This window comes from Streptomyces sp. NPDC048192 (assembly GCF_043202415.1).
Lineage (GTDB): Bacteria > Actinomycetota > Actinomycetes > Streptomycetales > Streptomycetaceae > Streptomyces.
On record NZ_JBIDAL010000005.1, the window covers coordinates 1 to 24949 of the forward strand.

At 73.2% G+C, this 24949-nt stretch carries 20 protein-coding genes; 7 read left to right on the forward strand and 13 right to left on the reverse strand.

Going from position 1 to position 24949, the window contains the following annotated elements:
- Positions 1-399: 399 nt before the first annotated feature.
- Complete coding sequence (locus ACGFZN_RS10810) at positions 400-1407, reverse strand: stage II sporulation protein M (RefSeq protein WP_393858123.1); 1008 nt, start codon at positions 1405-1407, stop codon at positions 400-402.
- 143 nt (positions 1408-1550) lie between these two features.
- Between ACGFZN_RS10810 and ACGFZN_RS10815 the strand changes: the two genes are divergently transcribed.
- Complete coding sequence (locus ACGFZN_RS10815) at positions 1551-2570, forward strand: RDD family protein (RefSeq protein WP_393858124.1); 1020 nt, start codon at positions 1551-1553, stop codon at positions 2568-2570.
- Between the two features lie 51 nt (positions 2571-2621).
- On the opposite strand, the gene ACGFZN_RS10820 is transcribed toward ACGFZN_RS10815, so the two are convergent.
- A complete protein-coding gene (locus tag ACGFZN_RS10820) occupies positions 2622-3236 on the reverse strand; it encodes a hypothetical protein (RefSeq protein WP_393858125.1) in 615 nt (204 codons plus the stop codon).
- A gap of 201 nt (positions 3237-3437) precedes the next feature.
- The gene (gene ahcY, locus ACGFZN_RS10825; RefSeq protein ID WP_393858126.1) at positions 3438-4895 is read right to left on the reverse strand and encodes an adenosylhomocysteinase; all 1458 of its coding nucleotides are present in this window, start codon (positions 4893-4895) and stop codon (positions 3438-3440) included.
- Positions 4896-5255: 360 nt separating this feature from the next.
- Between ahcY and lepB the strand changes: the two genes are divergently transcribed.
- Positions 5256-5957: a signal peptidase I gene (lepB, locus tag ACGFZN_RS10830; RefSeq protein ID WP_393858127.1), complete on the forward strand. Its 702-nt coding sequence runs from the start codon at positions 5256-5258 to the stop codon at positions 5955-5957.
- 16 nt (positions 5958-5973) lie between these two features.
- Here the strand turns inward: lepB and ACGFZN_RS10835 are convergent, their stop codons facing one another.
- The 6 genes from ACGFZN_RS10835 to ACGFZN_RS10860 form a co-directional block, all read right to left on the reverse strand.
- Positions 5974-6954 (reverse strand): cation diffusion facilitator family transporter, encoded by a 981-nt coding sequence (locus ACGFZN_RS10835; RefSeq protein ID WP_393858128.1) that lies wholly within the window; start codon positions 6952-6954, stop codon positions 5974-5976.
- 228 nt (positions 6955-7182) lie between these two features.
- Positions 7183-8334 carry a mannose-6-phosphate isomerase, class I gene (manA, locus tag ACGFZN_RS10840; protein ID WP_393858129.1) on the reverse strand — a complete coding sequence of 384 codons (1152 nt, stop codon included), beginning with the start codon at positions 8332-8334 and terminating at the stop codon, positions 7183-7185.
- 95 nt (positions 8335-8429) lie between these two features.
- Complete coding sequence (locus tag ACGFZN_RS10845) at positions 8430-9557, reverse strand: SIS domain-containing protein (RefSeq protein WP_393858130.1); 1128 nt, start codon at positions 9555-9557, stop codon at positions 8430-8432.
- A 67-nt stretch (positions 9558-9624) separates the two neighbouring features.
- Positions 9625-9795, reverse strand: a complete 171-nt coding sequence (locus ACGFZN_RS10850) for a Trm112 family protein (RefSeq protein WP_330339607.1) — start codon at positions 9793-9795, stop codon at positions 9625-9627.
- Positions 9796-10291: 496 nt separating this feature from the next.
- On the reverse strand, positions 10292-11656 hold the full coding sequence (locus tag ACGFZN_RS10855) for a phosphomannomutase/phosphoglucomutase (protein ID WP_393858131.1): 1365 nt from the start codon (positions 11654-11656) through the stop codon (positions 10292-10294).
- A 150-nt stretch (positions 11657-11806) separates the two neighbouring features.
- The gene (locus ACGFZN_RS10860) at positions 11807-12229 is read right to left on the reverse strand and encodes a DUF3499 domain-containing protein (protein WP_393858132.1); all 423 of its coding nucleotides are present in this window, start codon (positions 12227-12229) and stop codon (positions 11807-11809) included.
- A gap of 432 nt (positions 12230-12661) precedes the next feature.
- Here ACGFZN_RS10860 and ACGFZN_RS10865 point away from each other — a divergent pair, with 432 nt between their 5' ends.
- On the forward strand, positions 12662-13114 hold the full coding sequence (locus ACGFZN_RS10865; protein WP_330342906.1) for a metallopeptidase family protein: 453 nt from the start codon (positions 12662-12664) through the stop codon (positions 13112-13114).
- A 133-nt stretch (positions 13115-13247) separates the two neighbouring features.
- On the opposite strand, the gene ACGFZN_RS10870 is transcribed toward ACGFZN_RS10865, so the two are convergent.
- The 3 genes from ACGFZN_RS10870 to ACGFZN_RS10880 all read right to left on the reverse strand — a co-directional run bounded on the left by ACGFZN_RS10870 (position 13248) and on the right by ACGFZN_RS10880 (position 18941).
- Positions 13248-14774 (reverse strand): DUF5719 family protein, encoded by a 1527-nt coding sequence (locus ACGFZN_RS10870; protein ID WP_393858133.1) that lies wholly within the window; start codon positions 14772-14774, stop codon positions 13248-13250.
- Positions 14771-18484, reverse strand: coding sequence for a glycosyltransferase (locus tag ACGFZN_RS10875; RefSeq protein WP_393858134.1), 3714 nt, complete (start codon positions 18482-18484; stop codon positions 14771-14773). The genes ACGFZN_RS10870 and ACGFZN_RS10875 overlap by 4 nt, the downstream gene beginning before the upstream one ends.
- Before the next feature lie 193 nt (positions 18485-18677).
- Complete coding sequence (locus ACGFZN_RS10880; protein WP_003975777.1) at positions 18678-18941, reverse strand: WhiB family transcriptional regulator; 264 nt, start codon at positions 18939-18941, stop codon at positions 18678-18680.
- A gap of 608 nt (positions 18942-19549) precedes the next feature.
- On the opposite strand from ACGFZN_RS10880, the gene ACGFZN_RS10885 reads away from it, so the two are divergent.
- From ACGFZN_RS10885 to ACGFZN_RS10900, 4 genes are all read left to right on the forward strand, one after another.
- Entirely contained in the window at positions 19550-20044 is a 495-nt protein-coding gene (locus ACGFZN_RS10885; protein ID WP_393858135.1) for a cysteine dioxygenase, read from the forward strand.
- Between the two features lie 34 nt (positions 20045-20078).
- The gene (gene cofD, locus ACGFZN_RS10890) at positions 20079-21038 is read left to right on the forward strand and encodes a 2-phospho-L-lactate transferase (RefSeq protein ID WP_393858136.1); all 960 of its coding nucleotides are present in this window, start codon (positions 20079-20081) and stop codon (positions 21036-21038) included.
- 116 nt (positions 21039-21154) lie between these two features.
- The gene (locus ACGFZN_RS10895) at positions 21155-22480 is read left to right on the forward strand and encodes a coenzyme F420-0:L-glutamate ligase (protein WP_393858562.1); all 1326 of its coding nucleotides are present in this window, start codon (positions 21155-21157) and stop codon (positions 22478-22480) included.
- An 89-nt stretch (positions 22481-22569) separates the two neighbouring features.
- Positions 22570-23592, forward strand: a complete 1023-nt coding sequence (locus ACGFZN_RS10900; protein ID WP_393858137.1) for a DNA-3-methyladenine glycosylase family protein — start codon at positions 22570-22572, stop codon at positions 23590-23592.
- Between the two features lie 109 nt (positions 23593-23701).
- Here the strand turns inward: ACGFZN_RS10900 and ACGFZN_RS10905 are convergent, their stop codons facing one another.
- Complete coding sequence (locus tag ACGFZN_RS10905) at positions 23702-24784, reverse strand: sugar phosphate nucleotidyltransferase (RefSeq protein WP_393858138.1); 1083 nt, start codon at positions 24782-24784, stop codon at positions 23702-23704.
- Between the last annotated feature and the right edge of the window lie 165 nt (positions 24785-24949).

Here is a 24949-nt window from a genome sequence, read left to right on the forward strand (position 1 = left end):
TGTTGAGTTCTCAAGGAACGGTCGCTTCCTTCGTACTCACCCTCTCGGGCTTTCCTCCGGGCGCTTCCCTTCGGTGTTTCCGACTCTATCAGATCTTTCCGATCCGATTTCCTCGGTGCTTTCCAGGCTCCCGCGTTTGTCTCGCGGTTTCCTTTCCGGCGGATCCGACTTTATCAGAAGTTTTTGGCCGGTCAGACCGGCTGCTCATTTCTGAGTAATCGGGAGGTGCTTCTCCGAGATGTCGCTCTCGACGCTCTCTGGAAGCTCGTAGATTCTATCTGCGACCCGTGAGCTTGTCCAGCTCCAGGCAACTGTTTGAATCTACCTCCCCACGCCATCCGTGTCAACGGCTCTTGCGGGGCGAGAGGAGACTAGCAGCTCACAGGGCTGGAACGCACATCACGCGGCGGTCGGCACCGACGCGCTGCGGTCCACCGCCTCGACATCGCCGGTCTCACCTGCGCGGACCGCCCGGCCGCCGAGGACGTAGACGTACGCCAGGAAGACCACCTCGGCCAGGACGCCGATTCCGATGCGCGCCCAGGTGGGCAGGCCTGATGGCGTGACGAAGCCTTCGATGGCGCCGGAGACGAGAAGGACCAGGGTGAGGCCGATCGCCATGCCCACCGCAGCGCGCCCCTCCTGCGCGAGCGCGGTGCGCCGGGTGCGGGGGCCGGGGTCTATGAGGGTCCAGCCCAGGCGCAGTCCCGTACCGGCGGCGACGAAGACGGCGGTCAGCTCCAGCAGACCGTGCGGCAGGACCAGCCCGAGGAAGGTGTCGAGCCGGCCGGCGGAGGACATCAGGCCGATGCCGACGCCGAGGTTCAGCATGTTCTCGAAGAGGATCCACAGGACGGGCAGGCCGAGGAAGACGCCCAGGACCAAGCACATCGCGGCCGCCTGGGCATTGTTCGTCCACACCTGGGCGGCGAAGGCCGCAGCGGGGTGGCTGGAGTAGTACGTCTCGTACTCGCCACCTGGCCGGGTCAGCTCACGCAGCTGACTGGGCGCCGCGATCGACGCCTGTACGTCCGGGTGGGTTCCGATCCACCAGCCCAGGAGGATCGCGACGGCCGTGGAGACCAGTGCCGTGGGTACCCACCAGTGGCGGGCGCGGTAGACGGCGGCGGGGAAGCCCTGGCCCAGGAAGCGTGTGACGTCACGCCATGAGGCGCGGCGGGTGCCGGTGACGGCACTACGCGCGCGTGCCACGAGTTGGCTGAGCCGGCCCGTCAGCTGGGGGTCCGGGGCGCTGGACTGGATGAGGGACAGATGGGTGGCGGTGCGCTGGTAGAGGGCGACGAGTTCGTCTGCTTCGGCGCCGTTGAGGCGGCGCCGGCGGCGGAGCAGGGTGTCGAGGCGGTCCCATTCGGCTCGGTGCACGGAGACGAAGACGTCCAGGTCCATCGGGTCTGCCTGCTCCTCGGCTGGTCGTCGGCTGCTCGTGATCGATGGTCCCGATCGCGATCAGCTTGTAGTACTGCGGCGCGATGCGCTCACAGCTTGGCAGACTTGCGCTTCCGGGGGCAGATCGAGGGAGGACGGCGGGCGTGAGTGAGCTGGTGACGGGCGAGGCGGTGGCGCTCGAACTGCGGCCTGCGAAGCTGCCGAGCAGGGCGCTGGCCGTGCTGCTCGATCTGGCGGTGGCCGTGATCGCGTACGTCGTGGTGAGCATCGTCGTAGTGGTGTCGACCGCGTCGCTGGACGAGGCCGCCCAGGTGGCGCTGTCGATCGCGACCTTTCTGCTGGTGCTGGTCGGCGGGCCGATCGCGGTGGAAACCCTCAGCCATGGGCGTTCGCTGGGGAAGCTGGCCCTCGGGCTGCGGGTGGTGCGCGACGACGGCGGGCCCATCCGGTTCCGGCACGCCCTGGTGCGGGGTGCGATCGGCGTGGTCGAGATCCTGCTGACGTTCGGCGTGATCGCTTGCATCGCCTCGCTGCTGTCGGCGAGAGGCCGACGGCTCGGGGACGTGTTCGCGGGCACCCTGGTGGTGCGCGAGCGGATACCGGCCGGCCGGGCCGGCGTCGTCGCACCTCCGCCCGCCTGGCTGGCGGGGCGGTTCGCGGAGCTGGATCTGTCGGCGGTGCCGGACGGGCTGTGGCTCGCGGTCCGGCAGTACCTGACTCGGACGGGGCAGCTCGACCCGCAGGTCTCGATGGCGATGGCGCAGCGGCTGGCGGCCGACCTGGCCTCGCGCACGGGCGCCCCGGTGCCGCCGGATCTGCCGGCGGCCGCCTTCCTGGCCGCGGTCGTGCACGAACGGCAGTCGCGTGAGGCCCGGCAGGCGTACGGCACCGGCGGCTACGCCCCGCCGACGGCCTCGCTCGGCACACCGGCCGGGTATCAGCCCCCCGTCTCGGCGCAGCCGCCCTCCGCCCACCAGCCCCCTTCTTCCCCGTCACCGGCTCCCCCGGCGGGCGATCCGGCGCACTCCGCTCAGCCGGGCCGGCCGCAGGACTGGGCATGGCAGCCGGAGAACCCGCCTGCGCCGTCACCGGTGCCTCCCCGGCCTGAGCAGGGCGGTGCTCCGGTCGACCGGCCGGCCACCGGGTTCGTACCACCGGCGTAGGCGTTGCGTAGCACAGCACTGCTGTTCCCGGCTTCTCGGCGACTCCGGCGATCAGTCGAACGTCGACGGTGGTGACTCCAGGTCCTCCAGCTCGATTCCGGGGGCGGCCAGGACGACGTCGCCGGCAATGTGGACGGTGTGCCGTTCGCCGGTGTCCAGGGCTGTGACCTGGTATGCGTCCACGATCAGGGGCCCGTTGTCAGTGGCGTGTGCTTCGCTGTTCACCAAGGCCCAGGACTGGTCCACGGTGCGGGGGGCGAGGACCGGGTCGGTGAAGGCGACCAGGCGTACGCGGGTCGCGTCGGACGAGGGGGTGAGGCGCAGGAGACGGGCGGTGGCGACGAGGAACGCGGGGGACGTGCCGGTGAAGGCGTGGGCGCGCACATTGCCTTCGGTGGCATGCGTTCCGGTGGGGTCGGTTCGGACCCAGGTGACGCCGTCGAGGGCGGCGCCGCGGACCTGCCACTGCCCCGCGTGGAGTTCGAGGCGGATGGGGCGGCCCAGGTCGTCCAGGACGAGATCGACTGAGCCGCGTTGAGCGCCGGCGGGATCGGTCAGCCGGGAGACATAGCGCCAGCCGGACGAGCCGGGGGCGCACTGGAAGTGTTCTTCACCGAGGGGGGTGTGATCGTGCGGATCGTGGAGCGAATAGCGGCCGCGGGGCATGAAGGTCCTGGGGCTTGACGGGCTGAGGGTCCGGCCGGACTTCCGGTGGTCCCGTGCGGTTCCGGCGGGGCCGGGTCAACGGGGCAGGCCCCCGGCACGGGGGTGCGGGGGCCTGCCTCGGGGGTCTGCTGCCGGGGAGCGCGGCGGTGCACCGGTGCGCTCCCCGGCGGGCGGGACCAGGGACTCGCCGGAGTCGCCGGATCAGTAGCGGTAGTGGTCCGGCTTGTACGGGCCGTCGACGTCGACGCCGATGTACGCCGCCTGCTCCGGACGCAGCCGGGTCAGCTTGACGCCCAGGGCGTCCAGGTGGAGACGGGCGACCTTCTCGTCCAGGTGCTTGGGCAGCACGTAGACACCGATCGGGTACGCGTCGGGCTTGGTGAACAGCTCGATCTGGGCCAGCGTCTGGTCCGCGAAGGAGTTGGACATCACGAACGACGGGTGACCGGTGGCGTTGCCCAGGTTCAGCAGACGCCCCTCGGACAGCACGATGATCTTCTTGCCGTCCGGGAACGTCCAGGTGTGGACCTGCGGCTTGACCTCGTCCTTCACGATGCCCGGCACCTTCGCCAGACCCGCCATGTCGATCTCGTTGTCGAAGTGACCGATGTTGCCCACGATCGCCTGGTGCTTCATCTTCGCCATGTCCGAGGCGAGGATGATGTCCTTGTTGCCGGTGGTGGTGATGAAGATGTCGGCGGTCTCCACGACCTCGTCCAGGGTGGTGACCTGGTAGCCGTCCATCGCCGCCTGCAGCGCGCAGATCGGGTCGATCTCGGTGATGATCACGCGGGCGCCCTGGCCGCGCAGGGACTCCGCGCAGCCCTTGCCCACGTCGCCGTACCCGCACACCACGGCCGTCTTGCCGCCGATCAGCACGTCGGTGGCACGGTTGATGCCGTCCACCAGGGAGTGCCGGCAGCCGTACTTGTTGTCGAACTTCGACTTCGTCACCGAGTCGTTGACGTTGATCGCCGGGAAGAGCAGGGTGCCCTCGCGCTGCATCTCGTACAGCCGGTGAACACCGGTGGTGGTCTCCTCCGTCACGCCGCGGATCTCCGAGGCCAGCTGGGTCCACTTCTGGGGGTTCTCGCCCAGGGTGCGGTGCAGCAGCTGGAGGATGACGCGGTGCTCGTCGGACTCGGCGGTCTCCAGGGCGGGGACCTCACCGGCCTTCTCGTACTCGACGCCCTTGTGGACGAGGAGGGTGGCGTCGCCGCCGTCGTCCAGGATCATGTTCGGGCCGCCGGTGGCGCTGTCCGGCCAGGTCAGGGCCTGCTCCGTGCACCACCAGTACTCCTCCAGGGTCTCGCCCTTCCAGGCGAAGACCGGGATGCCCTGCGGGTTGTCGGGCGTGCCGTTCGGGCCGACGGCGATGGCGGCGGCCGCGTGGTCCTGGGTGGAGAAGATGTTGCACGAGGCCCAGCGGACCCGGGCGCCGAGGGCGACCAGGGTCTCGATGAGGACGGCGGTCTGCACGGTCATGTGCAGGGAGCCGGTGATGCGGGCGCCGGCGAGAGGCTGGGCCTCGGCGTACTCCTTGCGGATCGCCATCAGGCCGGGCATCTCGTGCTCGGCGAGGCTGATCTCCTTGCGGCCGAACTCGGCCAGCGAGAGGTCGGCGACCTTGAAGTCCTGTCGGTTGTCGACAGTCGTCATTGCGAGCTGCTCCTCGGTATTCGGGTCGAGGTGGGTACGGCTGGTCTGCGCGGCGGCGGACACACGAGTGCCCGAGAAGAGGACACTGGCATGCCCACGACGCGCAGCGCAGTCCGTCGGAGGCCCTCTCTCCCTCGGTCGGTCCGTACGGGACCGCCCGACCGCCATCAGCAGCGACGTCTGGCTCCGTCCCAAGCTACACCGGACCGCCCGGTCGGCCCCAGTCCGCCTCCGGCCGGTTCCGGCCGCCCGGGAGACGGCGCCGGAGACGGGTGTGCCCGCCGGGGGCTCACGTGCAGGGGCGGGCGGACGGCGTCTATCCTTCGCGCCCTTGGCGGAAAAGCATGGGGAGGGCACGGTATGGCGGGCAGACGGCCGGGACGGGGGCTGGGGATCTCGGCGCTCGTGGTGGGGCTGCTGGGACTGGCGCTGGGGATCGGCGGCTTCTTCTACGGGCGGGCCGCGTACGGGGTCTCGAGCGTGGGCGGTGACAGCATGCGCCCGTCGTACGGGCAGGGGGACCGGGTCGTCTGGGAGCGCGTCGACGGGAGCGAGGTCCGGCGCGGTGACGTCGTGGTGTTCACGCCGCCGGAGTCCTACGGGGTCGACGCGCCCCTCATGAAGCGTGTCGTCGGCGTGGGCGGGGACCGGGTGAGGTGCTGCACGCTCGTCGGCGGGCGGGAGCGGGTGACCGTGAACGGCAAGCCGGTCGAGGAGCCGTACGTGTACGGCGGTGACGCCGACGGCACGCACACGCCGTACGACGTGAAGGTCCCGCAGGGGCGGCTGTTCCTCCTCGGCGACTACCGCGCGAACTCCCAGGACTCGCGTTTCCACCTCGACGAGCAGGGCGGGACGGTGTCCGCGGACGCGGTGCGCGGCCGGGTGACGGACGACCGCACGGGTCCGGCGCTGCTGGGCACGGCCCTGCTGCTCGGTGGTGTGCTGGTCTTCGTCGGCGCAGGCCTGGGCATCGGCTTTCTCGCCGTACGGCGGCGGAAGGCGCCACCAGCGCCGCCGGTGCCGCCGATGCCCTGGCCGGCGCGGCCGATGGGGGGCTGAGGGGGCCGAAAGGCCCTCAGTGCCCGGCCGCGTGGGGGTTGGGGCCGCCCGGGGTGGCCTCCGGGTCCGGGCCCTTGGCGGCCTCGGCCTCGCTGTAGATGTCGGGTTCGAGGTAGATGACGCGGGCTATGGGCACGGCGGCGCGGATGCGGGCCTCGGCGGCGTCGATGGCGCTCGCGACCTCGGCGGCCGTGTCGTCGTGCCGGACGGCGATCTTGGCGGCTATCAGCAGCTCCTCGGGGCCGAGGTGGAGCGTGCGCATGTGGATGACGCGGGTGACGGTGTCGCCGTCGACCATCGCGCTCTCGATCTGCTTGACCACGTCGGCGCCGGCGGCCTCGCCGAGCAGCAGCGACTTGGTCTCCGCGGCCAGCACCAGGGCGATGCAGACGAGCAGGACGCCGATGCAGACCGTGCCGATGCCGTCCCAGACGCCGTCCCCGGTGAGCACGGCGAGACCGACGCCGAGCAGGGCGAGGACGAGGCCGATCAGCGCGCCGAAGTCCTCCAGCAGGACGACGGGCAGCTCGGGCGCCTTGGCGCGGCGGATGAACTGCGCCCACGACAGGCTGCCGCGCAGCTCGCTGGACTCCTTGATGGCCGTGCGGAAGGAGAAGCCCTCGGCGACGACCGCGAAGACCAGGACGCCCACCGGCCAGTACCAGTGCTCCAGTTCGTGCGGGTGGCTGATCTTCTCGTAGCCCTCGTAGACGGCGAACATGCCGCCGATGGAGAACAGGACGATGGAGACCAGGAAGGCGTAGATGAAGCGCTCGCGGCCGTAACCGAAGGGGTGCTGCGGGGTGGCCTCGCGCTCGGCGCGCTTGCCGCCGATGAGCAGCAGGAACTGGTTGCCGGAGTCGGCGAGCGAGTGGACGCCCTCGGCGAGCATCGAGGAGGAGCCGCTGAACGCGAACGCCACGAACTTCGACGCCGCGATCGCGAGGTTGGCCCCCAGTGCCGCCACGATCGCCCTGGTACCGCCTGACGCGCTCATGTGTTCGCGTTGTCCCTTCGCCTCTGGAGCCCCTCGGACCCCGCGGAGCCTGTCGAGCCCGCGGAGTCCTCCCTCGTACGGCCACGCCGTCCGGGCGCGTGCCCGGCTTTGCCCGGCCTTTGCCGGGGGCCATTCTTGCAGCCCGGCCGGGCATCGCCGCGTCAGGCGTCCACAACTCCGGTCATACGATCACACCGCCGGATATCCACAGCCGGGCCCCACGAGCCGTCACACGATCACCGTGGCGCGGAAGAGCGTGCCCGCGCCCGAGACCCGCGCCGTCTCGCCGGCCGGGACGAAGACCGACCGGCCGGGGCCGAGCTCGTGCTCGCCGGCCCGGACCGCGCCGGCGGTGCACAGCAGGATCTGCGGGGTGCCGAGGGTGAGGTCGCGGGAGGCGCCGCCCTCGGGCAGGACGTACCGGGACAGGCGGAACTCGTCGATCGGCGTGTCGTAGACCTCCTCGCCGGCCGGGGAGGCCTCCGGGCGCAGCACGCCCGGGTCGGTCGCCTGGAAACGGACGATCCGCAGGAGCTCGGGGACGTCGACGTGCTTGGGCGTCAGCCCGCAGCGCAGGACGTTGTCGGAGTTGGCCATGATCTCGACGCCGAGACCGTTCAGGTAGGCGTGCGGGACGCCGGCGCCAAGGAACAGGGCCTCACCGGGCTGCAGCCGGACGTGGTTCAGCAGCATGGCCGCGATGACGCCGGGGTCGCCCGGGTAGTGCTGGGCGATGGCGGCGTAGGGGGCGTGGTCGCCACCGAGGCGGGCGCAGGCCGCGCCGGTCTCGGCGACCGTCTGCGCCATCGCCTCCTGGTCGGCGGTGAGGATCGCGGTGAGGACCTCGCGCAGGGCCGCGTCCTCCGGCTGGGCGCGCAGCAGGTCGACGTACGGCTTGAGGGAGGCGACGTCGAGCGCTTCGAGCAGGTCGGCGGCCCGGGACGGGGCGCGGAAGCCGCACAGGCCGTCGAACTCGGTGAGCGCGCAGATCAGTTCGGGCTTGTGGTTGGCGTCCTTGTAGTTGCGGTGCGGGGCGTCGACCGGGATGCCGCGGCGCTCCTCGTCGGCGTACCCCTCCTGCGCCTGCTCCAGGTCGGGGTGCACCTGGAGGGAGAGGGGCGCGCCCGCGGCGAGGATCTTGAGCAGGAAGGGCAGCCGCGGGCCGAACTTCGCCACGGCCTCCTTGCCCAGCTCCGCCTCCGGGTCGGCGTCGATGACCTCGACGAGGCTGCCGCGCGCGGTCCGCGAAGGCGCGCCCGGGTGCGCGCCCATCCACATCTCGGCCTGCGGCTCACCGGTCGGCTCGACACCGAGCAGCTGCGGAATGGCGGTGGGGGAACCCCAGGCGTAGGGGCGGATGGTGTTGTCGAGGCGGTCCATGTGTCTTCTCTGTCTCGGTGACGACGGCTGCCCAGCGGGCGCGCGGTGCCGCGGGCGGTGCTGGGTGGGCGCGGGTGGTCCGGCCCGTAGCCAGATCAGGCCCTCGAAGCGAGCGCCAGGTAAACGGCGGCGAAATCCGTGACGGCGATCAGTTCCGCGAGGGTCTCCAGTTCGCCGCCCTCCTCCGGTTCGAGTTCGCTGATCGGCGTGTCGTGGCTGAGTGCCAGGTCACGGGCGGCAGGGGCGGCGGTGAGGCCGCTGATCGGGCGGTCGCGCAGGAGCACCACCCGCGCGTGCAGCGCGGGCGGCTCCTCGACGCGGTCGCGGAAGAAGTCGTCGGGGTCGGCGCTGGCGGCCAGCGGGCCGGCCAGCAGGGCGCTGTGCGCGGAGAGCGCCTCGGGGAGTTCGGCGACCAGAGAGGGGCGGCCGGAGAGTTCGGCGAGGGCGGCGGCGAAACGGCGTCCCGCGGGGCCCGCCGAGGTCCCTTCCGTCCACACGACGGGCAGCGCGTCGGCGAGTTCGGCGGCGAGGGTCTTGGCCGGGTTGCTGTAGGTGGCGATGGCGGGACCGCAGCGCTCCGCGACGTGGTCCAGGCGGTCGGCGACCTTCTGCAGGGCGTCCGGCGGAGCGCTGATCAGCCCGATCCGGTCGAGCAGCGCCAGCAGCGGGGTGAGCAGCGCCCACAACACGCCCGGGGAGGAAGCGGCGAGCGGTTCCTCCTGGTCGTACGGCGCCGTCGCCATCGGTACGAACATGCCGTGGGCGCCGGCGACCGCCTCCGCGAGGGGGGTGCCGGCCGGGGCGACGGCGACGACCGAACAGCCTCGGCGGTAGGCCTGTTCGGTGAGGAGGGTGAGGCTGGGCTCGGTCCCGTCCGGAGTGGCGATCAGGAGCAGGTCGACGGAGCCGGCCCAGCCCGGCAGTTCCCAGCGCAGGGCGCCGGCGGCCGGGGCGACACCGGACGGGGCCAGGCGGACCACGGGGCTGCCGGCGCCGGCCAGGGTGCCGAGCAGGTCGGCGGTGTGGGTGGCGGCGGCGCCGGGGCCGGCGATGAGGACGGCGCGGGGGCGGCCGTCGGGCTTCAGGTCGCCGACGCCGGCCTCTGCGGCGTGCCGGACGGCGGTGCGGACGCGGGCGCCGGCCTCGGCGGCACCGCGCAGCAGGCCTCGGCGGTCGGCCTCGGCGAGGCCCTCCGGGGTGTCGAGCAGCGATTCGTCCAGCATGGGGGCTCCGATCGCCGGGATCCTGTGCGGGTTTCTACGACGTTCGTCTACGACGCGGAGGGCGTCGTCACGCGGGGCGGCGGGCCTCGTCCACGAGGAGGACCGGGATGCCGTCGCGGACGGGGTAGGCGAGGCCGCAGTCCTGGCCGGTGCAGATCAGCTCGCTGTCCTGCTCCTTGAGGGAGGCGTGGCAGGCCGGGCAGGCGAGGATCTCCAGGAGGCCGGCTTCGAGCGGCATGGGGGTTCCCTTCGGGGTCGTTTCTCTGGCCGGTGGTCAGCGTACCGCCGGCGGGTGAGGTGGGCCGGGGTGGCGCCCAGGGGTGCGTCTTCTGGGTGGCTTAGGGGTGCGTCCCCTCGGCGCCGGGGGGTGTGCGGGCCGCCCTGGGCTGCGAGGGGGTGCGGGCGTGCGGGCCTTGGGGGGCCAAGGGGGTGCGCCCCTTAGGGGGCCGGGGCTGTGTCCCCAGGCCGCTCGGGCGGTGCGTACCCCCGGCCGCCCGGGCGGTGCCGGCCCCGGGCCGCCGGAGCCGCGCGTGCCCTGAGCGGCCAGGGGTGCGTACCCCGGGCTGCTGGGCGGCGCGTGCCTTGGGCCGCCAGGGCGGCGCTTGCCCTGAGCGGCCCGGGCGACGCGGGCGCTGACCTGCGGGTTCACCCGGCAGGGACGGTCGCGGCGAGGCAGCGGGCCGGAGTCGGCCGGCGGGAAGTGCCGGCCCGGTCCGGCGTGCCCCCGTGTTCGCTCACGCCCTGATGATCGCCAGCGCCTCGTCGCGGATCTTGGCCATCGTCGCCTCGTCCTTCGCCTCGGCGTTCAGGCGCAGGAGCGGCTCGGTGTTGGAGGGGCGGACGTTGAACCACCAGTCGGCGGCGGAGACCGTGAGGCCGTCGAGGTCGTCCAGGGTGACGCCGGCGCGGCCCTCGTACGCGGAGCGGATCGCGGCGAGGCGGTCGGCCTGGTCGGCGACGGTGGAGTTGATCTCACCGGAGCCGGCGTAGCGGTCGTACTGGGCGACGAGGGAGGACAGCGGGCCGTCCTGGCCGCCGAGCGCCGCGAGGACGTGCAGGGCGGCCAGCATGCCCGTGTCGGCGTTCCAGAAGTCCTTGAAGTAGTAGTGCGCGGAGTGCTCGCCGCCGAAGATCGCGCCGGTGCGGGCCATCTCGGCCTTGATGAAGGAGTGGCCGACGCGGGTGCGGACGGGGGTGCCGCCGTTCTCCTTCACGACCTCCGGGACCGTACGGGACGTGATCAGGTTGTGGATGATCGTGCCCTCGCCGCCGTGGCGGGCGAGTTCGCGGGCGGCGACCAGTGCGGTGATCGCGGACGGGGAGACCGGGTCGCCGTTCTCGTCCACGACGAAGCAGCGGTCGGCGTCGCCGTCGAAGGCGATCCCGAGGTCGGCGCCCTCCGCCGGGACCCGCTTCTGCAGGTCGACGAGGTTGGCCGGGTCGAGCGGGTTCGCCTCGTGGTTGGGGAAGGTGCCGTCCAGTTCGAAGTACATCGGCACGAGGGTCAGGGGCAGGCCGGCGAAGACCGAGGGGACCGTGTGGCCGCCCATGCCGTTGCCGGCGTCGACCACGACCTTCAGGGAGCGGATGGAGGTCAGGTCGACGAGCGAGCGGAGGTGCGCCGCGTAATCCTCCAACGTCTCGCGGGAGGACAGGGTTCCCGGCCGGTCGACCGGCTCGGGGGCCCCGGACTCCAGCCAGCGCTCGACCAGTTCGCGGATCTGAGCCAGGCCGGTGTCCTGGCCGACCGGGGCCGCGCCCGCGCGGCACAGCTTGATGCCGTTGTACTGGGCCGGGTTGTGCGAGGCGGTGAACATGGCGCCGGGCAGGTCCAGCGCACCCGAGGCGTAGTACAGCTGGTCGGTGGAGCACAGGCCGATCTCGATGACGTCGGCGCCGCGGTCGGCGGCGCCGCGCGCGAAGGCCCGGGACAGGCCGGGGGACGAGGGCCGCATGTCGTGGCCGACGACGATGGCCGCCGCGCCCGTCACCTCCGCGAAGGCGGCGCCGAAGAGCCCGGCCAGCGACTCGTCCCACTGGTCCGGAACCACTCCGCGTACGTCGTACGCCTTCACGATCTGCGACAGATCAGCAACCACGGCCAACCCTCCTGAAAGTCCTATGGGTGCCCACAAACTACCCGCCCGGGGTAAGGGCGTGTTGTGTGGACACCTGGTGGACACCTGGCCGTGACCGCCGGCCGTGACCGTCCGGGTGCGGGCCGGCGCTGAACGACTCCCTGCCCGGCCTCAGTTGTCCGGGGAGCGCAGGACGCGCAGATGGCCGCGGCGGGCGACTTCCATGGGGTCCGCCGTACGCGATCCGCCGCCGGCCCCGGCCGCGCGCTCCTGGGGGCGGGCCGCCTCGCGCACGGCGTTGGCGAGCGCCTCCAGGTCGTCGCCGCTGGGCCGGGCGGGAGCGGAGCCGTCGAGGAGGCGGACGACCTCCCAGCCACGGGGGGCGGTGAGGCGTTCGGAGTGCTCGGCGCACAGGTCGTAGCAGTGCGGCTCGGCGTAGGTGGCGAGCGGGCCGAGGACCGCCGTCGAGTCGGCGTAGACGTACGTCAGCGTCGCGACGGCGGGTCGGCCGCAGGCGGTGCGCGAACAGCGACGTACAGGGCTCACGACGTTGGACGGTACCGCACTCTTGAGCGGGCCGCGACGACTCTCCACCAGGTCACTCCACCGTGTCGTGCTGTGAAACGCCCCACACACCCCTTCGGGGCGTCCTTGCTGACCTGCGTGGACGGGGTCTCGGCGGGTTTTGGGCGGGACTCGATACGGTCATGAGTCGGCACAAACACCGTCAATTGCCTTGAGTTCGGCGGTCTTGGAGGGTTACGGAAACGAGCCAGACGTTGGCTGGAATGGTCATCCTGCGACACGATCCGGAGAGGCCCGGTCGAAACAAGGTGCGGCCGATCGGCGGTGGGCTGATCGGCGGGGATCTTGATCGGCCGAGGCGGGTCTTGATCGGCTGGGGGCGGGTCGGGTGCGGGACGGGCGGTGGCCGGCGGGTGGGTCGGGGCCGCTCGTCGGGTGGGCGTGGTGGTTGCCGTGTGGGGGCGGGCGGGGGGCGCGAGCGGGGATTACGCTTCCCCAGTGATGGACAACCGTGTACCGCCCCGTGCCGCCGGCCCCGGGCCCCGTCGCCGTGATCGTCACGGGCGGGGCATGCGGGGGCCGATCGCGCCGCCGCAGGTGCCGCTGGCGGCCAGCCGCGCCGATGTGTTCGCGGACCTGGTGCAGGACTCCGTGGACCGTCTCGAGCGGCGCTGGCCGCAGCTGGCCGACATCGATTTCCTCGTGCTGGAGGTGCCCCGGCTGGACGGGCGGGGCGAGCAGGCGTGGAACGACGAGGCCGTGCCGCTGGGCGGGGTCGTTCCGGCGCGGGACGGGCGGCGGGCGCGGGTGGTCGTGTACCGGCGGCCGGTGGAGATCCGGACCAAGGGGCGTGACGAGCGGGCCGCGCTGGTGCACGAGGTGGTCGTGGAGCAGGTGGCGGAGTTGCTGGGGCTGACTCCGGAGACCGTGGATCCTCGGTACGGGGAGGACTAGGGGCTCGGGCAGTGCGTGGGGGTTCCGCTTACCCGCGCCGGCGCAGCCGTCGGTGCCGGGGCGGCGGTGATCGGCACCCCCCTCTGGCCGCAGTCGCGCAGGCGTGCCTCGGGCTTGTCCTGTCGCGTCAGGCTTACTTCTGCAGCACCGACAGGTCCTCCGACGTCTTCGGTACCGCTACCAGGCCCCGGTCGTTCGGGAGGGGCTGGATGGTGAAGCCGGGGACTCCGGACTCGGTGGCGGAGAGGGTGCGGGAGGCGTAGACGGGGCCGCCGGAGACGGTTTCGACGGTGAGGGCGTAGGTGCCCTTCAGACCGGAGGGAACCGGGGCGGACACGTCCTGGGTGGTGCCGGACTTGATGGTGTACGTCTTGGTCGTCGCCGTACCGCCGTCGCTGCCCGCCGACGCCGTGACCTTGACCGTGGCCGTGGCGGTGGGCGCGGTCAGGGAGAGGGTCGTGCCCTTGGCGCTGTTGTCGGCCGAGGTCGCGCGTGTGCCGACGGGCGCGGTGGCCGGGATGAATGCCGTCTCCTGCTTGTCGCCCTTGCCGCGGACCACCCGCAGGGCCGCGACGACCGGCACCGACTGGTCCGTGGGGGTCAGGACGAGGGAGCCCGCCTCACCCCTGGTCACGTCGCCGAGGTCGGCCGTGGTCGTCATGCCGGACTTCACGTGCAGGGTGTCGTTGCCCGCCGGGGCGATGAGGCCGTCCGGCGAGGCCAGGCGGACCTTGAGGTCGGCGTCGTCGCCGCCGGGGGTGAAGGCGATCAGGCGCACGTCGGTGGCGTCCTTGGGGATGCCGGGCAGGACCAGGCTGCCGGCCGGGTCGGTGGACGCCGCCAGCCAGTCGCCGCCCGCCTTGTCGTCCAGGGCCTGCACCGACGCGCCGACCCGGCCGCTGCGCACGCTGACGTGCACGGTCAGGTCGGCCTGCTGTTCGTCGGTGAGCGTGGAGAGCAGGATCGGCTTGCTCGTGTGCGGCGGGACGGTCTGGTTCTCCCCCAGCGGGGACTTGATCGCGCCGTCCTTGCCGTACAGCTCGATGTCGACGACCGCGGCGGAGTCGTCGGGGTTGGTCAGGTGGAGGTAGTCGGTGCGGTCGGCGGAGGTGCCGGCGCCGGGGAACCAGAAATCGGTGTCCGCGCTGGTGCAGGTGACGCCCTGGAGGCCGCGGCCGGTGCCGGCGGCGACCTCGGTGGTCTCCTGGACGGTCCAGCCGGGCGCGAACTTGCCGCCGGCGGTGCCGATGAGCGCGGGCGCGTCGGCGCCGGAGGTGTCGCCGGTGACCGGGGTGCCGGGCGCCTTGGGGGTGAGCACCGGCTGGTCGGCCGTCTTCTTGCCGCCCTTGGGGCCCTTGGTGCCCTTGCCGGTCCCGGAGTTGTCCGTGCCGTCCGCGGACTGGCCGTCGGCCGCCTGGAGTCGGGCCGTGCCGGTGCTCGCCGTGCCCTGGGTGACGGGCGTGAACGACGTGTACGAGGTGTCGGCTATGTCCGAGACGCTTGGCGCCGGGCACAGCAGGCTCGTGCGTTCCACCGGGAGTTCGGCGGCCGCCTTGGGGGCGGAGGCGCCGGACGCGGTGGGGCCGGCGAACGCGGCGAACGCGGTGATGGCGGCCAGTGCGCCGGAGGCGGCGATGAGGGACAGGGTGGTGCGGTTCACTGCTGGCTCCCGTCGGGGCGCTCGCTGCCGGTGCCATGGGGGTGCTGGGCCGGATCGTAGCCCTGCTGGGCGTCGTAACCCTGCTGGGCGTCGTACCCCTGCTGGGTGTCGTACGCCGGGTGGTAGCCCTGCTGGTAGGCCGTCGGGTCGTACGGCACCGGGCCGCCTGTGCCGTCGTAGGCGTAGGGGTCGTACGGGCCGGGCTGCTGATAGGGGTCGGCCGGGTACGTCTGCTGGTCGTGGCCGGAGGGCTGGTAGGGGGCGCCGTCCTGGTACTGGTCGGCTCCGTAGGCCGGGTATCCGGCGTTCGCGTAGGGGTCCTGCTCCCACTCGCCGTACGCCTGCTGGTGCGGTACGGCGGCCGGAGCCTGCTCCGGCAGGGGCGGGGCCGTGGGCTGCTCACCGACCTGCTCGTCGGCGGCCTGCTCACCGGCCTGCTCCTCGGCCTGGGCGCGCAGGCGGCGGGCGCGGCGGCCCTCCCCGGCGGTGGCCTGTGCGGGCAGCGGCTCCTCCTCGGGGAGATCGTCGTCGACGTCGCGGCGGCGGCCGGGCAGCGCGAGGACCACCAGGACGACGGCGAGCGCGCCCTGGGCCCACAGCCAGGCGGTGTGGGTGATCGGGTCGTCGTAGGTGACGTCCAGCTTTCCGCCGTCGGCGGGCAGTTGGAAGCCCTGGGCCCAGCCGTCGACCGTGGTGCGGGTGAGCGGCTTGCCGTTCAGGGTGGCCGTCCAGCCGTCGGAGGCGGTGTCGGCGAGGCGCAGGACGCGGCCCGCGGAGCCGGCCGGGACGGTGGTGTGGATCTCCACCGGTCCGGCGCTGACCGGCTGGCCGGTGCCCGATCCTCCGGCGGGGACGATGGCCGCGCGGGAGACCTCCTGGTCGACGCGGTACAGGGCGCTGCCGTGCTGCTGGCTGAGCCGGGTCAGGCCGGGGGTGGTGTCGAGGACGCGGGTGATGTCGCGGGGCGCGCCCTGGCGGACGAGGACGTACCGCACGGCGAAGCCGCCGAGTTCGTCGGCCTGGTCGGCGCCGGAGCCGGCGACGAGGTTGGCGACGACCTTGTCCAGCCGGGTGTCCGCGCCGTCGGCGGCGCCGGCCTCGGCGTCGCCCATGCGGGCGCCGGAGCCGCGGACCAGGGTGTAGCGCACGCGCGCGGGGGAGTCGCTGTCCAGGATGAGGGTGCGGGCCCGGTCGCCGGTGGTGGAGTCCTCGGCGACGAAGGCGGGCACCTGGGTCGGGTCGCGGCGCTCCAGGGGGCCGTCGGCGCCGCGGATCATCCAGCCGGCGGCGACCAGCAGCGGGCCCGCGGCCGAGGCGAAGGCGATCAGGGCGGCGACGGGCTGGCGCCAGCCGAAGCTCTGCTCGGCCACACGCGCGCGTGCGCCGTCGGCGCCGAGGGCGGCGGCGGCCAGCAGGGCGATGCCGTAGACGAGGGTGGCCGGTCCGGCCCAGGCGGACCTGTTGGCGAGGACGGCGAAGACGAGGCCCAGCAGCGCGACGGCCCAGGCGGTGCGGACGGCCGGCCGGCGCTCGGAGCGCAGAAGCGCGGCGAGGGCGGCGAGGACGATGCCGATGAGCATCGGGCCGTGCACGGTGCCTGGGCCGCCGGGGCTGGCGCCGAGCAGGTCGAACGCGGTGGCGGCCGAGGGGCCGTAGGCCAGGCCCGCCTCCTTGAGGAAGCCGCCCGGGAACAGGGTCAGCGACCAGGGGGCGAGGACCAGCAGCGGGGTGCCGAGCTGGGCCAGGAAGCGCAGGGCGTGCGCGGTGAGGTCGCCGCGGCGCAGCACGAGCACGCCGATGCCGAGGATCAGCGCGATCGGCCAGACGATCGGCGTGAAGGCGGTGGTGATGGTCAGCAGCAGCGCGTACGCCCAGGTGGCGCGCCAACTGCCGCGTGCCCCGGAGCGGTTCGCGAGGCCGCTCGCGGCGACGCCGGCGCGCGCGATGAGCGGCAGCAGCACGGCGAGGACGGCGGTGCCGATGCGGCCGCCGGCCAGGGCGCCGGTGGTGGCGGGCAGGAACGCGTAGGCCACGGCGGCCCAGGCGCGCAGCAGCCGGGAGGCGACCAGCGGCCGGGAGGCGAAGTAGGCGGTGAATCCGGCGAGCGGCACGGAGGCCACCAGCAGGACGGTGACGGCGAGTCCGGTGGAGCCGAACAGGATCGTGGCGAAGGTGGCGACGATCGCGAGGTAGGGCGGGGCGGAGGAGGTGCCGCCCGCGCCGACCGGGTGCCAGCTGTCGGCGAAGCGGGACCACAGGTCGCCGGCGCCGGCCGGGGCGGGCAGCAGGGCGCCGCCGCCGAGGGCACCGCCGCCGAGCAGGCCGCGGCAGGCGACCAGGGAGATCAGCAGCAGGGCGAGGAAGAGCACGGGGCCGGGCCTGCGGGCGATCCGCTTGAGCCGGGCGAACTGCTCGATCTCCAGGAACTCGGCGTCGTCGCCGCCCGGCCCGGACTCGACGGCGCCGCCGTGCCGGCCGGCCGGGGAGGTGTCGTCGGAGCCGCTGGTGAAGTTCGCGGCGAGCTGTTCGGCGGTGGCCCGGATGGTGGCGCCGGGCGGCGGGAAGAGCCGGCGCAACTCGGCCTTGTCGATCTGCGGGCGGCCCCGGCGGCGCCGGGCGGCGATGATCCGCTCGGGGCGCAGCAGGGTGCCGAGCAGGCCGCGGATCTCGTCGACGGCCTGGCCGGGCACCTTGCCGACGAGGTAGGCGACGGTCCGCAGGAGCGTGCCGAGCACGAGCCGCAGGAACACCCACGGCAGGGCGGCCCCGCGGGTGTTGACGAGCAGGGTGTAGACGGCGCCGGCCTTGTCGACCTTGTGCGGGGAGGCGGCGGTGCGGCCGACGCAGTCGACGGCGCGGCGCTCGCGGGAGGCCGCCTCGGCGTGCCGGACGACGGCGTCGGGGGCGATCAGGACGCGGTGGCCGGCGGCGTGGGCGCGCCAGCACAGGTCGACGTCGTCGCGCATCAGGGGCAGCCGGCGGTCGAAGCCGCCGAGCTGTTCGAAGACGTCGCGGCGGACGAGCATGCCGGCGGTGGAGACGGAGAGCACGGTGCGCACGTGGTCGTGCTGGCCCTGGTCCTGTTCGCGGCGGTCCAGGCCGGTCCAGCGACGGCCGGAGTGGGCGATGGAGACGCCGACCTCCAGCAGCTGCCTGCGGTCGTACCAGCCGCGCAGCTTGGGGCCGACGACCGCCACGTCGTCGCGGCCCAGCTCCAGTTCGTTGTCGACGACCCGCAGCAGTTCGGCGAGGGCATCGGGTTCGGGGGCGCAGTCGTCGTGCAGCAACCAGAGCCACTGGATGGGCTCGCCGTACGGCAGTTCGGGCAGGTCGTACGCGTCGTCGCGCCATGTGCGCGTCACGGGGTCCCAGCCGCTGGGGCGCTTGAGGTACGGCAGCTCTTCGGGGGTGAGCACCGGTGCGGTGCGGCAGGCCTCCTCGACGGCCTGGCCGAAGCCGGTGCGGCGGGCGAGGTGCAGGACGTTCGCGTCGCCGAGGGACTCGGTGAGCAGCCGGGCGGAGTCGTCCGCGCTGCCGGTGTCGGCGGCGACCGCGTACTGCACGGGGCGCTCCTGGCCGAGCAGCCCGGCGAGGGCGTCGGGCAGCCAGCGGGCGCCGTCGTGGGAGACGAGGACCGCGGTCACCACATGGCGCGGGAACTCAGGTGTGGCGGCGCCGGCTTGGGCTGCCGTTCGGCTGTGCACGGACATCGAGGTACGGGCCCCGGTTCGATGGACTGCGGTGGACGCCTGCGCCCTCTCGGGAGCCGAGGGGACAGCGGGGCGTCTCGGACGAGCGACCACACTATCGGCTGGCCATGACGACGGCCCGCCGCCTGTGGATAACCCACCGGCGACGGGCCGTTCGTGACGTTTTGGTGTGGATCCGCGTCCGGGTGCGTGCTCAGACGGCGGCCTTCTTGAGCCGGCGGCGCTCCCGCTCGGACAGGCCGCCCCAGATGCCGAAGCGCTCGTCGTTGGCGAGGGCGTACTCGAGGCACTCGGAGCGGACCTCGCAGGCGAGGCAGACCTTCTTCGCCTCTCTGGTGGAACCGCCCTTCTCGGGGAAGAAGGACTCGGGGTCGGTCTGGGCGCACAGCGCGCGCTCCTGCCAGCCGAGTTCCTCGTCCGCGTCGTCGACCAGCAGTTGCTGCACCAGCTCGGTCATGTGCGCCCCTCGTCTGTCTTTCGCGTCCCCGTGTGTAGCCGTCGCTACCGATTTCGGCTGAACGACACGAGTGAAATTACAAGTGTGCTGCTCCGGGCGAGTCAAGCCGAGATCTGCTATTGGGCCCGTTATTCACTCTGCGGAACCAAGGCCGTGCGGAAAGTGTTCAAATCGCCATATACCTTGACACGCAGGCGAGGCCCGGGAGGGCGGCCGAACCTCGTACAGACCTCTGTACGAAGAAAGACGTCCCCGCGTTCGATCGCGTTGCACGAGGCTTGAACGCTCGGTTGTGCGCCATGTGTCCCGGGTTCCCGATGAACAAACCTTTCACCTCCCAGATGAACCGGAAGAGGTGAAACCTGTCCCACATGGCGGGCCCGAAGTTGACAGCTCAGGTGTGAACCGATGTCCTAGTGGGCATGCTCGCGCACTCGGCACCCACCTCGACCCGCACCGCCGGGTCCCTCGGTGCTGCCCTGTGCCGCTGTAGCTGTTGTCGCTGCTCCAGCTGTTGAGCCGTACCCGCTCCAGCTGTCCGCCGAGCCGTCCCGGGCCCGGCGCGCGTTCCCTCCGACCTTCTTGCACCGAGGAACCAGGCACCCCCCATGAACAGCGACAACGACCTCCAGATCGCCGGCGACATCCTCGAGGTCCCGCACCTGCTCCAGCCGCCGCGCGAGCACCCGGTGACCGTGGCCGAGTTCGCCGGGCTCGCCCGCTCGATCGCCGCCGACCGCTCCCAGTGGGCCCACCTCGTCCGCTACGACGCGACCACCCGCTGGTACCACCGGCTGCGCACCGGACCCGGATACGAGGTGTGGCTGCTGTCCTGGGTGCCGGGGCAGGGCAGCGGGCTGCACGACCACGGCCGCTCCTCCGGCGTCCTCACCGTCCTGGAGGGCATCCTCACCGAGCGCACCGAACGTGCCACGCGCGCGTTGGCGGCGGGCGCGCAGCGGGTGTTCGCGCCGGGGTACGTCCACGAGGTCGTCAACGACGCCCTGGAGCCCGCGGTCAGCCTGCACGTGTACCACCCGGGCCTGACCGCGATGCCGATGCACACGGCCCCGCACTGCGAGGCTCGTCCGGTGACCGCCTGACGCGTTGTCGTACCCGCCTGCAAGACTTGGGGCCATGCGCATTGTGGTTCTGGCAGGCGGCATCGGTGGTGCCCGGTTCCTGCGCGGCCTGAAGCGGGCCGTGCCGGACGCGGACGTCACGGTGATCGGCAACACCGGCGACGACATCCACCTCTTCGGGCTGAAGGTCTGCCCGGACCTGGACACGGTGATGTACACGCTGGGCGGCGGCATCAACGAGGAACAGGGCTGGGGGCGGCAGGACGAGACGTTCCATCTGAAGGAGGAGCTGGCGGCCTACGGAGTCGGGCCGGACTGGTTCGGCCTCGGCGACCGGGACTTCGCCACGCACATCGTGCGCACGCAGATGCTCGGCGCGGGCTATCCGCTCAGCGCCGTCACCGAGGCGCTGTGCGACCGCTGGAAGCCGGGTGTGAAGCTGATCCCGATGACCGACGACCGCGTGGAGACGCACGTGGCCGTCGAGGTCGACGGCGAGCGCAAGGCGGTCCATTTCCAGGAGTACTGGGTACGGCTGCGGGCCTCCGTCCCCGCCGAGGCCGTGGTCCCGGTGGGCGCCGAGCAGGCCAAGCCGGCGCCCGGTGTGCTGGAGGCCATCGCCGAGGCGGACGTCATCCTCTTCCCGCCGTCCAACCCGGTCGTGTCCATCGGCACCATCCTCGCCGTGCCCGGCGTCCGGGAGGCCATCGCGGACGCGGGCGTGCCCGTGATCGGCCTGTCTCCCATCGTCGGGGACGCACCGGTGCGCGGCATGGCCGACAAGGTGCTCGCCGCGATCGGCGTGGAGTCCACGGCCGCCGCGGTCGCCGAGCACTACGGCTCCGGACTGCTGGACGGCTGGCTGGTCGACACCGTGGACGCGGCCGCGGTCGAGCGGATCGAGGCGGACGGCATCCGCTGCCGGGCCGTACCGCTGATGATGACCGACGTCGAGGCGGCCGCGCAGATGGCGCGGGAGGCCCTGGCACTGGCCGAGGAGGTGCGGGGAGCGTGAGCGCGGCGGCTTCCGGCGCGGACGCTGAAGTGGCGGCAGCCGGCTCCGGGACGGCCACGGCGACGGCCGGCCGGGAGGCGCCGGATGCCGCGGTGCCCGGCGCGGGGACGACCGCCGTGGGGGCGTCCGGGCCGGGGCCCGGTGAGTGCGCCGGGTTCCGGGTCTGGGCGGTGGAGGGGATTCCCGAGGTGCGGGCCGGGGACGATCTCGCCAAGCTGATCGCCGCCGCCGAGCCGGGACTGGCCGACGGGGACGTGCTGCTCGTCACCTCCAAGATCGTCTCCAAGGCGGAGGGGCGGATCGTACGGGCGGCCGACCGGGAGGCGGCCATCGACGCCGAGACCGTCCGGGTCGTGGCCCGGCGCGGCGCGCTGCGCATCGTGGAGAACCGGCAGGGCCTGGTCATGGCCGCCGCCGGGGTCGACGCCTCCAACACCCCCGCCGGGACGGTGCTGTTGCTGCCCGAGGACCCGGACGCGTCCGCGCGCGCGATCCGCGACGGCCTGCGCGCGGCCCTCGGCGTCGACGTGGGCGTGCTCGTCACCGACACCTTCGGACGGCCCTGGCGCGCGGGGCTCACGGACGTGGCGATCGGCGCGGCCGGAGTGCGCGTGCTGGACGACCTGCGCGGCGGCACGGACGCGTACGGCAATCCGCTGAGCGCGACCGTCGTCGCCACGGCGGACGAACTGGCCGCCGCGGGCGACCTGGTGAAGGGCAAGGCGGCCGGGCGGCCCGTCGCCGTGGTGCGCGGCCTGCCGCAGCTGCTGGCCGCCGGGGACGGAGAGGGCGCACGGGCGCTGCTGCGGACCGCGCGGGACGACATGTTCCGCCTCGGCACGTCGGAGGCGGTCCGCGAGGCGGTGACCCAGCGGCGTACGGTGCGGGCGTTCACCGACGAGCCCGTGGACCCCGGCGCGATACGGCGCGCGGTGGCCGCGGCGGTCACCGCGCCCGCCCCGCACCACACCACTCCCTGGCGGTTCGTGCTGCTGGAGTCGGCGGAGTCCCGGACCCGGCTGCTGGACGCCATGCGGGAGGCGTGGATCGCCGACCTGCGCCGGGACGGCAAGAGCGAGGAGTCCATCGCGAAGCGGGTCCGGCGCGGCGACGTGCTGCGCCGTGCGCCGTATCTGATCGTGCCGTGCCTCGCCATGGACGGCTCGCACCACTACGGGGACGCGCGGCGGGACGGCGCCGAGCGGGAGATGTTCGTCGTCGCGATGGGCGCCGGCGTGCAGAACCTGCTGGTCGCGCTGGCCGGGGAGCGGCTGGGCTCGGCGTGGGTGTCGTCCACGATGTTCTGCCGGGACGTGGTGCGCGAGGTGCTGGAACTGCCCGCGGACTGGGTTCCCATGGGCGCGGTGGCGGTCGGGCATCCGGCCGAGGAGCCGAGACCGCGACCGGAGCGGGACGCGGCGGCGTTCGTCGAGGTGCGGTGAGCCCGGCCACCCGCTCCCCCGTGAGCGCCTAGTCTCATAGGGACGGCACCGGCGGCACCGGCTCCTCCGAGACCCCACAGGACCCCTTCGTGGCAGGACGTTTCGCTCAGCGCCCCACGCGTACGACCGTGCGCGGGGGCCATGCCGGCGTGCCCACGGGCGCCGCGGCCGGGATACCGCGGCAGGCTTCGGCGCCGCCGCGGGTACGGCGGTGGGTGCCGGACGGGCCGCTCGACCTCGGGCTGGTGCTCGGACCGCTGCGGCGCGGGCCCGCCGACCCCACCTTCCGGGCGACCGCCGACGGATCGGTGTGGCGGGCCTGCCGCACGCCCGCCGGGCCGGGCACGCTGCGGGTGCGGGCGTACCGCGGTGAGGTGCTCGGCGAGGCGTGGGGGCCGGGGGCGGAGTGGCTGCTGGACCGGTTGCCCGAGTGGCTCGGCGCGGCCGACGAGCCGGAGGCGTTCGTGCCCCGGCACCGGGTGGTGGCGCTGGCGCGGCACCGGCGGCCGGGGCTGCGGCTGACGCGGACCGGGCTGGTGCTGGAGTCCCTGATCCCGTCGGTGCTGGAGCAGAAGGTGACGACCGACGAGGCGTACCGGGCGTGGCGGCTGCTGGTACGGCGGTTCGGGGAGCCGGCGCCGGGGCCCGCGGGGGCGTCCGAGCGGCCGATGTTCGTGATGCCGGCGCCGCGGACCTGGGCGTTGATCCCGTCCTGGGAGTGGCATCGGGCCGGGGTCGACGACAAGCGGGCGTCGACGGTTCTGCGGGCCGTGCGGGTCGCCGCGCGGCTGGAGCAGGCGGTGGGGATGCCGGCGGCCGAGGCGCGGGCGCGGCTGGAGGTCGTGCCCGGGGTGGGGCCGTGGACGTCGGCGGAGGTCGTGCAGCGCAGCCATGGGGCGGCGGACGCGGTGACCGTGGGTGACCTGCATCTGCCGGGGATCGTGGGGTGGGCTCTCGCGGGGGACCGGGACGCCGACGACGAGGTGATGCTGCGGTTGCTGGAGCCCTATGCCGGGCAGCGGCACCGGGCGGTCCGGTTGATCCTGCTGAGCGGGCTGGCCCCGGCCCGGCGGGCGCCGAAGATGCCTCGGGTGGACATCGGGCTGCTGTGAAGGCGCGGGCGCGGGCCGGCGTTTCGGCTGCGGGAGTCGTCGCTCGCGGGATGAGCCCTGCACGGAGGCGGCAGCCCCCGTGCAGGCCGGGTCCCGGGGAGCGATGTGGTCACTGGTCCGACGAGAAGCGGACCGCGCCCGCCGGGATGTGGGCGTCGCACCAGACCCGCACGCCCTCGCGGAGTTCGTTGTCGGCGCCGACGACCGCGCCGTCGCCGATGACCGTGCCGGTGAGGACGGTGCGTTCGCCGACGCGGGCCCTCGTGCCGATGAGGGAGTCGGTGATGACGGCCCCGGGCTCGATGACCGCGCCCGGCAGGATCGTGGAGCCGGACACCCGCGCGCCCTCGGCCACGAACGCGCCCTCGCCGACCACCGTGCCGCCCGTCAGCTTGGCGTCCGGCGCCACCGTGGCCGTGGGCAGGATCAGGCGGTCGCCGCAGCGGCCGGGGACGGCCGGGGACGGGGCGCGGCCCAGCACCAGGTCCGCGGAGCCCCGGACGAAGGCCGCGGGGGTGCCCAGGTCCAGCCAGTAGGTGGAGTCGACCATGCCCTGGAGGTGGGCGCCGGCCGACAGCAGGCCGGGGAACGTCTCGCGTTCCACCGACACCGGCCGGCCCAGCGGGATGGTGTCGATCACCGAGCGGCGGAAGACGTAGGCCCCCGCGTTGATCTGGTCGGTGACGATCTCCTCCGGCGTCTGCGGCTTCTCCAGGAAGGCGAGGACACGGCCGGTCTCGTCCGTGGGGACCAGACCGTAGGCGCGCGGGTCCGTGACCTTGGTGAGGTGCAGCGACACGTCCGCGCCCACGCGCTCGTGCGTGTCCACCAGCGCCCTGATGTCCAGGCCCGTCAGGATGTCGCCGTTGAAGATCAGCACCGGCTCGTCGGGCCCGGAGTGCAGACGCGAGGCGACGTTGCGGATGGCGCCGCCCGTGCCGAGGGGTTCCTCCTCCGTCACGTACTCGATGTGCAGCCCCAGGGAGGAGCCGTCGCCGAAGTACGGCTCGAACACCTCGGCCAGATAGCTGGTGGCGAGGACGATGTGGTCCACGCCGGCGGCTTTGGCGCGCGCCAGCTGGTGCGTGAGGAACGGCACCCCGGCGGCCGGGACCATGGGCTTGGGCGTGTGCACCGTGAGCGGTCGCAGCCGGGTGCCTTTGCCGCCGACCAGGAGGATCGCTTCTGTCACCTGTCGTCTCTGCTTCCTGCCGGGACCGGCCGAACTACTCGTTTCACTCGTTTCGGCCGGTCAGTGTATGCAGACCGTAGCGGCGGCATCCGTGACAACCACCCGGTTTCCCCCGAGATCGGTGAGAGAACGGTGTGAGTGCGGCGAGCCCCCGACGACGGCACC